Below are 13,634 nucleotides of genomic sequence, written 5' to 3'. Positions count from 1 at the left end.
GCGCGTCAGCGGGTGCGGTGCAGCGTCTTCGAGGCCAGACCGGCGATCGCCGCGCCGAGCACCGGCGCCAGCAGGAACACCCACACCTGGCCGAGCGCGTCGGGGCCAGCGAAGACGGCGGCCGCGATCGAGCGGGCCGGGTTCACCGAGGTGTTGCTGATCGGGATGCTGATCAGGTGCACGAGGGTCAGCGTGAGGCCGATCGCGAGCGGGGCGACGGACTTGTACTCGCTCTTCGAGGTGGCGGAGAGGATCACGCCGACGAAGACGGCCGTGAGCACGACCTCGGCGAGGAGCACCGCGCCGAGGCCGAAGCCGCCGGGGGAGTGCGCGCCGAAGCCGTTCGAGGCGAAGCCCGAGTCGCGGGCGGCGTCGAAGTAGCCGGCCGGCCCGTCGGCCGCGATCAGCGCGACGACTCCGGCGCCCGCGATGCCGCCCACGATCTGGGCGACGATGTAGCCGGGGATGTGCCGCCACTCCGTCCGCCCCGCGAGGGCGAAGCCGATCGAGACGGCCGGGTTGAAGTGGCCGCCCGAGATGTGGCCGACGGCGTAGATCCCGGCGACCAGCGTGAGCCCGAAGGCGAGCGCGACGCCGAGGAAGCCGACGCCGAGCGCGTTGCCGCTGTCGGGGAAGGCGGAGGCGAAGATCGCGGTGCCGACGCCGCCCGCGACGAGCAGGAAGGTGCCGAACGCCTCGGAGGCGTAGCGCGCCGCGGCGGAGTACTGCTCGGCGTGCTCCTTCCGCTGCTCACTCGTGGTGCGGCTGGCGGGCTTCGATGACGGCATGGGGGTTCCTCCGCGGGTCGTGGTACTGCCCCGCGGCGCGCGAGGGCAACGGCCACTCCAGCATCCGCCGGCGCCGGGGGAACCGTGCGCCCAGTCGGCTCCCGGCCGCGCGGCCCGAGAGGGGCGCTGCGCGGCCACCCACCCCTCGCTCAGCGGCCAGCCCTTCCGCTCGCACGCTGGTCGAGCAGCCCCCCCCCTGCTGGTCGAGCAGCCCCGGAGGGGCCCGGCATGCTGATCGAGCTGCCCCCGAGGCGCCCCAGCATGCTGGTCGAGTAGCCCCGGAGGGGCGTATCGAGACCCACCCTTCTGCAGCACGGTGGATCTCGATACGTCCGCTGCGCGGACTACTCGATCAGCATGCACGGGGTCCGCTGCGCGGACTGCTCGATCCGCAAGGCGCTGTCACGCCGCGAGGTGGAACGTGCTCGCGAAGCGCCCGAGCAGCGTGTCCCGCCCGCGGAGCACCGTGACCGCGCCGGTCGCGATGGCCCGCTCCGGCGCGAGCTCGCCCGACAGCAGCAGCCGGATGTCCGCGCCGGTCGAGAACGCCAGGTCCACCGGGGCCTCGCCGCCCGGCACCTCGCCGCGCGACACGTCCAGCGCCGCCCCGTCGACCCGGATCAGCAGCCCGGCCGGTCCGACCTGCGCCGCGTACACCGTCGCCGGCAGCTCGGCCGCGACCTGCGGGCGGAACGCGGTCCGCAGATCCACCGTCATCGAGTCCGGAGTGATCACCTGCTCCTCGCGCGGATCGCCCAGCGCCTTGAACCCCCAGGCGCCGAGCGCGAGCACGATCGGCTCGAGCTCGCGGCCGTAGGGCGTCAGCTCGTAGACGATAATGCGCGAGCGCGGCGCCCGCCGGATGATCCCGGCCGCCTGCAGCTCCTTGAGCCGGCCGGCCAGCACGTTGCTCGGGATCCGCGCGAGCCCCTGCGCGAGCTCGCTGTACCGGCGCGGCCCGACCAGGAGATCCCGGACGATCAGCAGGGCCCAGCGCTCGCCGACCAGCTCGACCGCGCGGGTGAGCGCCGAGTACTGCCCGTAGTCGCGTGCGGCCATCGCCCTCAGGCCTGCTCGCCGGTGAACGCCTCCGGGCCCTGCGCCGCGGCGACCGGGTCCATCCAGCCGAACTCGAGCAGGTTGCCGTCGGGGTCGGCGACCTGACGCTGGTACATGAAGCCGTAGTCGGAGGCGGGCCGTGATTCGGATCCGCCCGCAGCGAGCCCCGCGGTCACGGTGGCGTCGACGGCCTCGCGGGTGTCGAGGAAGATCGCGGTCGAGACGGAGGGGTTCACGGCCGGGTCGCCGATCGGCAGATCGCTGAAGGTCTGGAAGTACTCGCGCACCAGGATCATGAAGTAGTTGTGGTCCTCCTCCACCACGACGCAGGCCGCGTTGTGGTCGGAGAACGCCGGATTGATCGAGAAGCCGAGCGCGACGTAGAACGCCTTCGCGCGCTCCAGATCGGTGACGGGCAGGTTGACGAACATCGAGGGCATGGCGGTCTCTCCTTCTCGGCGGAGCCGCGGACTGCGGCGTCTGCGCTCATGCTTGTGAAAAACAAGTGCCACGTCAAGAGGCGGACCCGAGACGCCGCGACCGACGCGGGAGCCGCCTGTGGCGCGTGAGACGACCTCCGGCGCGCTGTCTCGTCCGGTCTCGTGCCGAAGGTGATGAGGCGAGCCGGAGTCGCCGCGGGCCACCGCCGGCTCGCGCGATCGTCACCGGCTCGTCATTTCATCCGGTCTCCGCGTGCCGAAGGGCGTTCCACGAGCCCGAGGTGCTGCGGAGTCGCCTTCGGCTCGCGCGATCAGCTCCGGCTCGTCGTTTTGGCGGGTTTCCACGTGCCGAGGGTGATTCCGCGTGCCCGAGTTGCGGCGGAGTCACCGCTGGCTCGAGCGATCAGCTCCGGCTCGTCGTTTCCGCAGGTTTCCACGAGCCGAGGGTGATTCCACGAGCCCGAGGTGCTGCGGAGTCGCCTCCGGCTCGCGCGATCAGCCCCGGCTCGACGTTCCCGCAGATTTCCACGAGCCGAGGGTGATTCCGCGTGCCCGAGTTGCGGCGAAGTCACCGCCGGCTCGCGCGACAGTCTCCGGCTCGTCATTTCCGAAGGTTTCCACGAGCCGAGGGTGATTCCGCGTGCCCGGGTAGTCCGGAGCTACGTCCGGCTCGCGAGATCTCGTCCGGCTCGTCGTTTCCGCGGGTTTCCGCGTGCCGAAGGTGGTTCCACGAGCCCGAGGTGCTGCGGAGTCGCCTTCGGCTCGCGCGATCAGCTCCGGCTCGTCGTTTCGGCAGGTTTTCATGAGCCGAAGGCGATTCCGCGTGCCCGAGCAGTCCGGGGCTAGCTCCGGCTCGCGAGACCACGTCCGGCTCGCGGTTCTGCCGGATCTCCGCGTGCCGAGGGTCGTTCCGCGTGCCGGATCCGTGCGGAGTCGCCCGAGGTCCCGGCGGATCTCGAGCTCGCACGTCTCCGGCTCGCGGAATCCGCTCCGGCACGTCGTTTCGTCCGGTTTCCGCGTGCCCGAGGCCGTTCCGCGTGCCGGACGTCGCCCGGCGTCACCTCCGGCTCGCGGGAGTCGCTCCGGCTCGCGATTCCGCCTCGTTTCGACGAGCCGAGGGAAATTCCGCGTGCCGGAGTTCGCCTGGTGCGGCCTCCGGCACGCGGAAGCACCTCCGGCTCGCGGTTCCGGCTCGACTCTGCGTGCCGAGGCCGATTCCGCGAGCCGAACCTCCTCCAGGACACGCCGCGACCGCAAAAGAGAGCGCTCTCACAAAAGTCTTGACCTCCCCGCGACCCGCTCCGTATGCTCGCCTCACACCTCGTGAGAGCGCTCTCACACACGGCAGCACAGCACCGTGGGAGCGCCCCCAGGGGTGCCCTGACACCCATCACGAAGGAGTGACCGTGCTCGAATCACGACGCGCCAGGATCGCCACGGCGATCGCCGGCGCCGCCACCCTGGCCTTGCTCGTCTCCGGCTGCTCGTCCGGATCCGGCGCGGCCGAGGACGGCGACATCGAACTGACCGTGACCACGTTCGGCGCCATGGGGTTCGACGACCTCTACGCCGAGTACGAGGCCGCCCACCCGGGCGTCACGATCGTCCCGAACAACATCGACACCGGCGGCAACGCCCGGACCGACGCGTTCACCAAGCTCGCCGCAGGCTCCGGCCTCGCCGACGTCGTCGCCATCGAGGAGGGCTGGCTCGGCTCGATCATGGAGGTCTCCGACCAGTTCGTCGACCTGCGCGACCACGGCATCGAGGACCGCAAGGCCGACTGGGTCGACTGGAAGTACGAGCAGGCCGTCGACCCCGACGGCCGCGTCATCGGCTTCGGCACCGACATCGGCCCCGAGGGCCTCTGCTACAGCACCGCCGCCTTCGAGGCCGCGGGCCTGCCCACCGATCGCGCCGCCGTCGCGGAGCTGCTCGGCGGCGCGGACGCGACCTGGGAGGACTACTTCGCGGCCGGGAAGCAGTACCACGACGCGACCGGCAAGGCCTGGTACGACCAGTCCGGCTTCGTCTGGAACGCGATGGTCAACCAGCTCCCCGAGGGCTACTACACCGCCGACGGCGAGCTGAACATCGACGACAACGCCGAGCTGCAGGAGCGCTGGGGCTGGATCACCGACGGCGCCGCCTCCGGACTCTCGGCCGCGCAGAAGGCCTGGGACTGGAACAAGGGCAAGTCGTTCAACGACGGGACCTTCGCGACCTTCGTCTGCCCGGGCTGGATGCTCGGCCAGGTGAAGGCGCAGGTCGAGGCCGGCGGCGGCGATCCCGAGGCCACCGGCTGGGACTTCGCCGACGTCTTCCCCGGCGGCGCGGCCAACTGGGGCGGCTCGTTCCTCTCCGTCCCGACGCAGTCGAAGCACCCCGCCGAGGCCGCGGAGCTCGCCTCGTGGCTGAGCGAGCCGGAGCAGCAGATCGCCGCGTTCGACGCGACCGGCCCGTTCCCGAGCACCGTCTCCGCCCAGGAGCAGCTCGCCTCCGCCGCAGCGCCCGACCCGGCGCTGAACGGCTCGCCGACCGGCGCGATCCTCGCCGAGCGCGCCCAGGGCGTCGTCGCCCAGTACAAGGGACCGGACGACTCGCTGATCCAGGAGAACGTCTTCGGCCCGGTCCTGCAGAAGGTCGACCGCGGCGAGCTCGACGGCGACAAGGGCTGGAACGAGGCGCTCTCGCTCCTCGACGAGCTGGTCGACTGACCCGCTCCCCTCAGACAGGGCCCCCGTCCGGTAGCAGGCCGGGCGGGGGCCCTCCCTCCCCCTCCGATGAACGAGTCCCACGACGAGAGCGACCCATGACGAGCACCCTGACCCCGCCGACCGCATCGGCCGCGCCGCCTCCCGGCCGCCGCCCCGCGCCCCGCCTGCCGCTGACGGCGCGGCAGCGGATGAGCCGCTTCGACGTCAAGGCGTCGCCGTACCTCTACATCTCGCCGTTCTTCCTGCTCTTCGCGATCACGGGAGCCTTCCCCCTCGTCTACACGCTGGTGGTCTCGCTCTACGACTGGCAGCTGCTCCAGGGCCAGGGCGACTTCGTCGGCCTCGGCAACTTCGCCGCGGTGCTCGGCGACCGCTTCTTCTGGAACTCGATCGGCAACACGCTGAGCATCTTCCTGCTCTCCACCATCCCGCAGCTCGCCGTCGCCCTGGTGCTCGCGGCGGTGCTCGACCAGTCGCTGCGCGCCCGCACCTTCTGGCGGATGAGCGTGCTGCTGCCCTACGTCGTCTCGCCCGTCGCCGTGGCGCTGATCTTCTCGAGCATCTTCGGCGACCAGGAGGGCCTGGCGAACAACCTGCTCGGCCTGGTCGGCATCGCCCCGATCGACTGGACCAACGACCGCCTCGCCAGCCACATCGCGATCGCCTCGATGGTCAACTGGCGCTGGACCGGCTACAACGCGCTCATCCTCCTCGCCGCGATGCAGGCCGTGCCGCGCGACCTGCACGAGTCGGCCGCGCTCGACGGAGCGGGCTCGTTCCGCCGCTTCACCTCGATCACCATCCCGAGCATCCGGCCGACCCTGATCTTCGTGATCATCACGGCCACCATCGGCGGGCTGCAGATCTTCGCCGAGCCGCGCCTGTTCGACGTCTCGAACGCCGGCGGCATCGGCGGCTCGGACCGCCAGTTCCAGACGACCGTCCTCTACCTCTGGGAGATGGCGTTCTTCCGCCAGAACTTCGGCGAGGCGGCGGCGGTCGCCTGGCTGCTGTTCCTCCTGATCGTGCTGATCGGACTGGTGAACTTCGCGATCTCGCGGCGGATCGCGTCCGTCGAGAACCGCGTGAGAACGCGCACGCGCCGACCGGCGCAGAAGGTGAGCGACCGATGACCGCGACGATTCCCACCGTTCCCGCCGCCGCGCCTGTCGTGGCCGAGCCGGAGCGTCGCGCCCGGCGCCCGCGCTCCTCCGGGGCCGGCCGCGTCGACCGCCCCGGCTTCCTCACCTACGGACTGCTCAGCGCCTTCATCCTCGGCTCGACCTACCCGCTCTGGTGGTCCTTCGTGGTGGCCAGCGGGAGCAACGCGACCCGCGGCGAGACGCTGCCGCTGATCCCGGGCGGCAACTTCCTCGCGAATGCGGCGCAGGTGTTCACGGCGATCCCGTTCTGGACGGCGCTGCTGAACAGCGTGGTCGTCTCGGGAATCATCACGCTGTCGGTCGTCTCGTTCTCGACCCTGGCCGGCTACGCCTTCGCGAAGCTGCGCTTCCGCGGGCGGGACGGCCTGATGATCACCGTGATCGCGACGATGGCGATCCCGACCCAGCTGGGCATCATCCCGCTGTTCATCCTGATGCGGCAGCTCGGCTGGACCGGCACCCTCGGCGCCGTGATCGTGCCGACGCTGGTCACCGCGTTCGGCGTGTTCTTCATGCGGCAGTACCTGGTGGACGTGATCCCGGACGAGCTGATCGAGGCGGCCCGGGTCGACGGAGCGAACCAGTTCCGGACCTTCCTGACCGTCGCGGTGCCGGCCGCGCGGCCCGCGATGGCGATCCTCGCGCTGTTCACGTTCATGATGGCGTGGACCGACTTCCTCTGGCCGCTGATCGTGCTGAGCCCGACCAACCCGACACTGCAGACCGCCCTGTCGCAGCTGCAGTCCGGCTACTACGTCGACTACTCGATCGTGCTGGCCGGCGCGGTGCTCTCGATCATCCCGCTGCTCGTGCTGTTCGTGCTGGCGGGCAAGCAGCTGATCGCCGGCATCATGGGCGGCGCGGTCAAGGGCTGACCGCGGGCGCCTCCGAAGCCCGGCTGGACCTCCGGCTCGCGAGAACGGGTCCGGCACGCAGAACCAGCCGGTTCCCGCGTGCCGAACCTGTTTCTGCATGCCGGAGGTGGCTGGGACGGAGGTTCGGCTCGCGGTTCCATTTCTGGCTCGTCGATTCGGCCGGTTCCCGCGTGCCGGAGCTGTTTCCGCGTGCCGGAGGTGGCGGGCACAGCCTTCCATGCTGGTCGAGTAGCCCCGGAGGGGCGTATCGAGACCCACCGTCCTCAGCAGGGCGGACCTGCAGACTCGTCTCCTGACGCCGCCCGGCCGGCATGGCCGGTGAGCGAGCGCCCCCGCAGGGGCGTCTCGAACGCCACCCGCCCGCTCGGCTACTCTCGGGCCCGGGGGTCCACCGCTCGAGAGGCACGCATGAGTCACGACACCGCACCGGCCGCACCCACGCTCGAGGCCGTCGCCGCGCTCGCGGGAGTGTCCCGGGCGACGGTCAGCCGGGTCGTCAACGACTCGCCGAAGGTGAAGGCCGAGGCGCAGGCCGCCGTCCGCCTCGCGATCGAGAAGCTCGGCTACGTGCCCAACCGCGCGGCCCGCTCGCTCGCCAGCCGGCGGACCCAGGTCCTCGCCCTGCTCGTGCCCGAGTCGATAGGCAAGGTGTTCGGCGATCCGTTCCTCGCCGCCGTCGTCCAGGGCGCGGCCACCCGCCTCGCCGCGACCGACTACATGCTCAACATCGTGATCGCCTCCGAGGCGACGCCCGACAAGACCCGCCGCTACCTGCTCGGCGGCAACGTCGACGGCGCGCTCGTCGTGTCGCACCACAGCGGCGACCACTCCTACGCCCGGATCGGCGCGAGCGTGCCCCTCGTCTTCGGCGGCCGACCGCTCAGCCTCGACGACCACGACAGCCACTTCGTCGACGTCGACAACGTCGGAGCGGCGCGGCAGGTCACCGAGCACCTGCTGGGCCTCGGGCGGCGCGCCCCGGCGATGATCGCGAGCCGCCAGGACATGCCCGGCGCGATCGACCGCCTGGCGGGCTGGCGCGCGACCGTCGAGGCGGCGGGCCTGGACGCCTCGCTCGTCGAGATCGGCGACTACTCGCCGCGGGACGGCGCCGAGGCGATGCGGCGGCTGCTCGACTCCGGCCGCCCGATCGACGCGGTCTTCGCCTCCAACGACCAGATGGCCTCCGGCGCCCTGGCGGTGCTGCGCGAGCGCGGCCTGAGCGTGCCCGGCGACGTGGCGCTCGCCGGCTTCGACGGCGACTACTCCTCGGAGGCCGCCGAGCCGCCGATCACGACCGTGCGCCAGCCCGCCGCCGGCCTCGGCGACGCGATGGCCGAGGTCCTGGTGCGGCTGCTGGCCGGCGACGACGTCCCGCGGGCGACGCTGCTGCCGACGGAGCTGCTGATCCGCGCCTCGACGGTGCCGCGGAGCTGACTCCGCCGCACAACATCAGCTGAGAGCACCCGGCCTCCGCTGTGGGAGGAGGCCCACCCTTCTCAGCTGATGGTGTGCGGCCGACTCCGCCCCTCAGCCCGTGAACACCGTCGAGGAGCGGCGCTCGTACCAGTGCGCGAGGTGCTCGCCCGCGCGGAGGACGTGCTCGCGCATGATGTCGGCGGCGCGCTCGCGGTCGCCGGCGACGAAGGCCTCGACGATCTGTTCGTGCTCGCGGAAATTCTCCTCGCGGTGGCGCGAGTTCTCGCGGAGGACCAGGCCCGAGACGTTCCGGGGGAAGGCGTCGTTGATCTCGATCAGCATCCGGCTGAGGCGGGTGTTACCCGAGGCCTGGTAGATCAGCCCGTGGAACTGGTCGTTGGCGCTGCCGTCGCGCTCGGCCGCGGTGCCGGCGGCGACGGCGAGCGAGCGCTCGTACATCGCGGTGTTCACCTCGCGGAGCTCGGCGATCGTCGCATCGTCCAGGCGGTCGACCGCGCGGCGGGCGGCGAGCGACTCCAGCTCGGCGCGCACCTCGTAGGCCTCGCGTACCTCCCACGGCACCGGCACGCGGACGACGGCGCCGCGGTTGGGGACGACCTCGATCAGCCCGCCGGTCTGCAGCTGGCGCAGCGCCTCGCGGACCGGGGTGCGGCTGATGCCGAACTGCGTCGCGAGCTCGGCCTGGCGCAGCGGGGCGCCGATCGGGATCTCGCCGGACATGATCTTCGCCCGGATCCGGGCGGCCAGATCGTCCACGAGTGCATTGTCGCCCTGGGTCGTCACGCGATGATCCCCTCCGATCAGCGGCCAGGTCGGCCGGGATCCAATCATGGCAGGCATTGGATCCCACGCGAGGGCCGGTGTCGTCGAACCGAGGGCCCGCTCTTGCTGTCGGCTTGACCCGTGGATCCGCGCAGCCCTAGATTGGATCCAATGTTGCCCGCCGTGGCGACCGATCGAGGTCAGGAGGCCGGCGTGGATGTGCTGCTGGTCGTGATGCTCGCGGGCGCCGCCGCCTCCCTCGCGCTCGGCCTGGCCGGCTGGCGTGGCGTCGGCCGCGGCTGGCTCGTCGCCGAAGCGGCCATGCTCGCCGCGATGCTCGACGTGCACCTGCCGGCCCTGCACCTCCTGCCCGCGCCGCTCTGGTCCGCGCTGCTCGCGGGCTGCGCACTCGTCGCCGCCCTCGTCGACCGGGTGCGTCGCGGCCGAGGCGTCCGGCGGCACGGCGCCGACGCGCTGCACGCCGTCGGGATGCTGCTCGCCGCCGTCCTCGTGCTCCTCGCCGACGCCGCCCCCACCGCGGGTGCTCTCGCGGGCGCCGGGCACGCGCACGGCGGCGGACTCGCCCTGCCGCTCGGCGCCGCCGTCGCCGTCTACGCGGCGTGCACGCTCCGCGTCGCCCTCGCCGGCCGCCCCGGCCGCCTCGACACCACCCGCAGGCTCGCCTCCCTTGCCGCGCTCGTCGCCATGGGCGCGATGGCCGCGGTCGGCTGAGCAGCCCGCCCCGCCCCCCGAACGACACCCCACACCCCGCACCCCACACCCCGCACCGCACCGGAAGAAGGAGACGCCGCATGATCATCGACGCGTACAACACCACGCAGGACCGCCGAGGCCGCAGCGACTACCTCAGCGGGGTCCGCCCCGGCGAGCAGCCCCCGGCCTACACCCCGTTCGACCCGAAGCGCATCCTCGACCGGATGGACGCCGCCGGCGTCGACCGCGCGATGGTCTGCTCCCTCGCGCAGGGCATCGAGAACGACTTCCTGATCGACCTCGTGAAGGCGCACCCCGACCGCCTGTTCGGCTTCGGCCAGGTCATGCCGCAGTGGGAGAACGCGACCGACGAGATCCGCCGCTTCGCCGACGCCGGGCTGGTCGGACTCAAGCTGCACCCCAGCCTGCACGGCTACCACGTCGCCGACCACGGGCTGCTCGACCCGCTGTTCGCGGTCTGCGACGAGCTCGGCCTGCCCGTTCTGATCAACGCCCTCGACGACGCGTTCTGCGCGCCGTTCGCCATCGAGGAGATCGCCAAGGGCTTCCCCGGGGTGCCGACGATCATCGCCCACATGGGCGCGGTCTGGAACGTGCCCGAGGCGATCATCGTCGCCGAGCGCAACCCGCACGTCTACCTCGAGACCTCGGCGACGCTGATGTCCGACGTCAAGCGCGCCTACGCCCGTCTCGGCGCCGAGAAGATCCTGCTCGGCTCGGAGTGGCCGGGCAGCGACTTCGACCTCGAGCGGATGAAGATCGCCAAGGCGATCCCGGACGAGGCCGACCGCGCGCTGGTCGAGGGCGGCAACATGGCGCGGATCCTGGGCTGGTCGTGACCGAGGGGGCGGAGTCGGCGCCTTCGGCGCCGGAGAGCCCGGTGCGCGATCGGCCGGTGCGCGATCGGCCGGTGCTCGATCGGCCGGTGCTCGACGGGCCTCCCGCGGGGATGTCCGCGCCGGACCGCGAGCTGCTCGAGGTGGCCTCGGCGATCCTCGACGCCCGCTACCGGACCGGCGTCCACGAGGTCGCGGCCGCCCTGCGGCTCGCGGACGGGCGGATCGTGACCGGCCTGCACGTCGAGGCGAGCGCCGGCCGGGCCTCCGTCTGCGCCGAGTCCGCCGCCCTGAGCGCCGCCGTCGTCGCCGGCTCCCCGGTCGTCTCGATCGTCGGAGTGCTGCAGCGCCCGGCCGGCTCCCGCCACCTCATCGAGCCCTGCGGCGTCTGCGCCGAGCTCCTCGGCGACCACGCGCCCGACGCGACCGTCTGGGTCGCCGTCGCCGACGCCTTCGCCCCGGTCCCCGTCGCCGCCCTGCTCCCGCACCGCCGCCGCCGCGCCGCCCGCCCGGTCTGACGGCCGCCCGGCCTGACGCCCGCCCCTCTCCGGAAGTTGTCGTACTGGGCGCGCGGGTACGACAACTTCTGCGCACCGGAGGAGCCGACTCTCCTCCACAAGCCGAGCAGCCCGAGGTTTTACCCCAGGGAAACACGGCCGACCCCCGCCCGAACGATCGCCTGGCCAGACTTGCCGGGCGGACGACGGGCCCCGGCCCTCGCGCCGCCGGGGTCGTGGGGGCACCTCACCCGACCCGCGCACCACCCGGAAGGATCCACCCGCATGCTCGCCGTCTCCGGCACTCCCGTCCTCCTCGTCGTCGACATCCAGGGCGGGGCCGCCTCGGGCCTGCCGACCCCCGGCATCCCCGTGATGAGCGGCCGGGCGGAGCGCACGCCCCGGGTGCGTGACCTGATCGCGCACTGCCGCAGTGCCGGTGTGCCGGTCGTCTTCGTGCAGGAGGTGCACAAGCGCGACCTGATCGACATCGGCCGCGAACTCGACGGCGCCGAGGGCCCGCACTGCCTCGAGGGCGACCCGGGCACCGAGCTGGCGTCCTGGCTCGAGCCGCGGCCCGAGGAGTTCGTGATCCGCAAGCGCCGCTACTCCGCCTTCTTCGGCACCGAGCTCGAGATCGTGCTGAAGGCCTACCGCGCGGGCACGCTGCTGCTGGTCGGCGGCCTCACCGACGTCTGCATCCACTACACGGCGGCGGACGCGCACCAGCACGACTACGCCGTCCGGGTGCTCACCGACTGCGTCGCCGGCTCGAGCGAGCGCGCGCACGCCGCCACCCTGGAGGCGATCGAGTACCTCCAGCGCGACGCCCTCGTCACCGCCGCCGACGTGCACGACTGGCTCGACCGCCGGGAGACGATCGATGCCTGAGTCGCAGAACGGCACCGCCCCCCGCCTCCTCGTCGCCCGCATCCGCACGATGGACCCCGAGAACCCGCTCGCCGAGGCGCTCCTGATAGACGGCGACCGGATCACCGCCGTCGGCACCCTCGCAGGCGTCCGCGCCGCAGCCCCGGCCGGCACCCCCGAGGAGCACCTCGACGGCACCCTCCTCCCCGGCTTCATCGACGCGCACTCGCACGCCCAGCGCGCGGGACTGAAGGCCCTGCAGCTGCTCGACGCGGGCGCCGGAGCGGACGCCTTCTCGGCCGCGATGCTCGCCGACGCGGACGCTGATCCGGACGCCCCGGACTGGCTCGGCGACACCCCGCCCACCCCCGAGGACCGCCGCGCGGCCCTCCTCCGCATCCAGCCGCTGCTGCACGAGCTGGGCTTCACCGGCGTCGTCGACCCGGCCGTCACGCTCGACGAGCTCGCCGCCTACCGCGCCGCCCACGAGCGCGGCGAGCTGTCGCTGCGGGTCGTCGCGATGCCCTACCCCGAGCTCGGCACGGAAGCGGTCCCGGGCGTCGACGAGGCGCTCGCCCTGCTCGACACCGTCGGCGGCAGCACCGGCGACGGCGACGAGCTGCTCCGCCTCGGCCCGATCAAGGTCTACTACGACGGCGAGGGGATGAAGGGCCAGGCGCTCCTCGAGCAGCCCTGGCCCAGCGGAAGCCACGGCGTGCAGCGGATCGCGACCGCAGAGTTCGCGCGGCTCGCCGCGGAGTGCGTCGCCCGCGGCTGGGGCCTGGGCGTGCACGCGGTCGGCAGCCGCGCGGTCGCCGAGGTGCTCGACGCCCTCGAGGCGGCCGGCCCGCCCGAGCGGATCGCCGCCCTGCGCTGCCAGCTGATCCACGCCTACCTCGAGCCCTCCGCCGAGAGCCGCGAGCGCGCGGCCCGGCTCGGCGTCGTCGCCTCGCTGCAGCCCTCGATCGCCTGGAGCAACGCGGCCGGACTGACGGAGCGGCTCGGCGCGCGGGCCGACCCGGTGAACCCGATGCGCGACTGGCAGGAGTCCGGCGCCGTGATCGCGCTCGGCTCCGACGCCCCCTACTTCCCGTTCGACCCGCGCCGGGTGGTCGCGACCGCGGTGAGCCGTCGGATGCGCCGCCTGCCCGAACCGCTCGGTCCGGAGCAGGCGCTCACGGTGCTCGAGGCCGTCGAGGGCTACACCCGGGGAGCGGCGCACGCGGCCTTCGCGGAGGACCGCCGCGGGATGCTCCGCCCCGGCTTCCTCGCCGACCTGGTGCTGCTCTCGGTCGACCCGGGGGAGTGCTCGGCGGAGGAGTTCGCCGGGGCGCGCGTGCTGCGGACGGTGGTCGGCGGGCGGACGGTGCACGAGGCGGCCGCGGGGATCGCCCAGCAGATGTAATCCCGCCGAAACACAATGGGATCCGCATTGCCTTAGATTGGATCCAA

Annotated in this window: 13 protein-coding genes; 9 read left to right on the top strand and 4 right to left on the bottom strand. The window is 72.6% G+C overall.

Translation table 11 applies throughout. The features are described 5' to 3' along the window. Positions 1-5: 5 nt before the first annotated feature. The 3 genes from aqpZ to EDF22_RS16230 all read right to left on the bottom strand — a co-directional run bounded on the left by aqpZ (position 6) and on the right by EDF22_RS16230 (position 2,287). A complete protein-coding gene (gene aqpZ / locus EDF22_RS16240; protein ID WP_123705890.1) occupies positions 6-788 on the bottom strand; it encodes an aquaporin Z in 783 nt (260 codons plus the stop codon). A 402-nt stretch (positions 789-1,190) separates the two neighbouring features. Then, the gene (locus EDF22_RS16235) at positions 1,191-1,847 is read right to left on the bottom strand and encodes a helix-turn-helix domain-containing protein (RefSeq protein WP_123705889.1); all 657 of its coding nucleotides are present in this window, start codon (positions 1,845-1,847) and stop codon (positions 1,191-1,193) included. 5 nt (positions 1,848-1,852) lie between these two features. Next, entirely contained in the window at positions 1,853-2,287 is a 435-nt protein-coding gene (locus EDF22_RS16230; RefSeq protein ID WP_123705888.1) for a VOC family protein, read from the bottom strand. A 1,406-nt stretch (positions 2,288-3,693) separates the two neighbouring features. Here EDF22_RS16230 and EDF22_RS16225 point away from each other — a divergent pair. The 4 genes from EDF22_RS16225 to EDF22_RS16210 all read left to right on the top strand — a co-directional run bounded on the left by EDF22_RS16225 (position 3,694) and on the right by EDF22_RS16210 (position 8,479). Further along, complete coding sequence (locus tag EDF22_RS16225) at positions 3,694-5,004, top strand: ABC transporter substrate-binding protein (RefSeq protein ID WP_123705965.1); 1,311 nt, start codon at positions 3,694-3,696, stop codon at positions 5,002-5,004. Positions 5,005-5,099: 95 nt separating this feature from the next. After that, positions 5,100-6,137, top strand: a complete 1,038-nt coding sequence (locus EDF22_RS16220; protein WP_123705887.1) for a carbohydrate ABC transporter permease — start codon at positions 5,100-5,102, stop codon at positions 6,135-6,137. Next, positions 6,134-7,042 carry a carbohydrate ABC transporter permease gene (locus EDF22_RS16215; RefSeq protein WP_123705886.1) on the top strand — a complete coding sequence of 303 codons (909 nt, stop codon included), beginning with the start codon at positions 6,134-6,136 and terminating at the stop codon, positions 7,040-7,042. The genes EDF22_RS16220 and EDF22_RS16215 overlap by 4 nt, the downstream gene beginning before the upstream one ends. A 408-nt stretch (positions 7,043-7,450) precedes the next feature. Then, a complete protein-coding gene (locus tag EDF22_RS16210; RefSeq protein ID WP_123705885.1) occupies positions 7,451-8,479 on the top strand; it encodes a LacI family DNA-binding transcriptional regulator in 1,029 nt (342 codons plus the stop codon). Positions 8,480-8,572: 93 nt separating this feature from the next. On the opposite strand, the gene EDF22_RS16205 is transcribed toward EDF22_RS16210, so the two are convergent. Continuing rightward, positions 8,573-9,265: a GntR family transcriptional regulator gene (locus EDF22_RS16205; protein WP_208110622.1), complete on the bottom strand. Its 693-nt coding sequence runs from the start codon at positions 9,263-9,265 to the stop codon at positions 8,573-8,575. A gap of 192 nt (positions 9,266-9,457) precedes the next feature. Here EDF22_RS16205 and EDF22_RS16200 point away from each other — a divergent pair, with 192 nt between their 5' ends. From EDF22_RS16200 to EDF22_RS16180, 5 genes are all read left to right on the top strand, one after another. After that, positions 9,458-9,976 (top strand): hypothetical protein, encoded by a 519-nt coding sequence (locus tag EDF22_RS16200; protein ID WP_123705884.1) that lies wholly within the window; start codon positions 9,458-9,460, stop codon positions 9,974-9,976. 80 nt (positions 9,977-10,056) lie between these two features. Beyond that, positions 10,057-10,818 (top strand): amidohydrolase family protein, encoded by a 762-nt coding sequence (locus tag EDF22_RS16195; protein WP_123447441.1) that lies wholly within the window; start codon positions 10,057-10,059, stop codon positions 10,816-10,818. 41 nt (positions 10,819-10,859) lie between these two features. Next, the gene (locus EDF22_RS16190) at positions 10,860-11,333 is read left to right on the top strand and encodes a hypothetical protein (protein ID WP_221180953.1); all 474 of its coding nucleotides are present in this window, start codon (positions 10,860-10,862) and stop codon (positions 11,331-11,333) included. Between the two features lie 264 nt (positions 11,334-11,597). Then, positions 11,598-12,203, top strand: coding sequence for a cysteine hydrolase family protein (locus EDF22_RS16185; RefSeq protein WP_123705883.1), 606 nt, complete (start codon positions 11,598-11,600; stop codon positions 12,201-12,203). Further along, positions 12,196-13,587, top strand: coding sequence for an amidohydrolase (locus EDF22_RS16180; RefSeq protein WP_123705882.1), 1,392 nt, complete (start codon positions 12,196-12,198; stop codon positions 13,585-13,587). The genes EDF22_RS16185 and EDF22_RS16180 overlap by 8 nt, the downstream gene beginning before the upstream one ends. Positions 13,588-13,634 lie beyond the last annotated feature (47 nt).

The organism is Rathayibacter sp. PhB127, assembly GCF_003751665.1.
Classification (GTDB): domain Bacteria; phylum Actinomycetota; class Actinomycetes; order Actinomycetales; family Microbacteriaceae; genus Rathayibacter; species Rathayibacter festucae.
This window is presented reverse-complemented; position numbering and strand designations above follow the sequence as displayed.

Bases quoted from the DNA above. Each gene is read 5' to 3' on its own strand.
- EDF22_RS16230 (WP_123705888.1), bottom strand. From the start codon at position 2,287: ATGCCCTCGATGTTCGTCAACCTGCCCGTCACCGATCTGGAGCGCGCG.
- aqpZ (WP_123705890.1), bottom strand. From the start codon at position 788: ATGCCGTCATCGAAGCCCGCCAGCCGCACCACGAGTGAGCAGCGGAAG.
- EDF22_RS16235 (WP_123705889.1), bottom strand. From the start codon at position 1,847: ATGGCCGCACGCGACTACGGGCAGTACTCGGCGCTCACCCGCGCGGTC.
- EDF22_RS16180 (WP_123705882.1), top strand. From the start codon at position 12,196: ATGCCTGAGTCGCAGAACGGCACCGCCCCCCGCCTCCTCGTCGCCCGC.
- EDF22_RS16185 (WP_123705883.1), top strand. From the start codon at position 11,598: ATGCTCGCCGTCTCCGGCACTCCCGTCCTCCTCGTCGTCGACATCCAG.
- EDF22_RS16195 (WP_123447441.1), top strand. From the start codon at position 10,057: ATGATCATCGACGCGTACAACACCACGCAGGACCGCCGAGGCCGCAGC.
- EDF22_RS16215 (WP_123705886.1), top strand. From the start codon at position 6,134: ATGACCGCGACGATTCCCACCGTTCCCGCCGCCGCGCCTGTCGTGGCC.
- EDF22_RS16210 (WP_123705885.1), top strand. From the start codon at position 7,451: ATGAGTCACGACACCGCACCGGCCGCACCCACGCTCGAGGCCGTCGCC.
- EDF22_RS16220 (WP_123705887.1), top strand. From the start codon at position 5,100: ATGACGAGCACCCTGACCCCGCCGACCGCATCGGCCGCGCCGCCTCCC.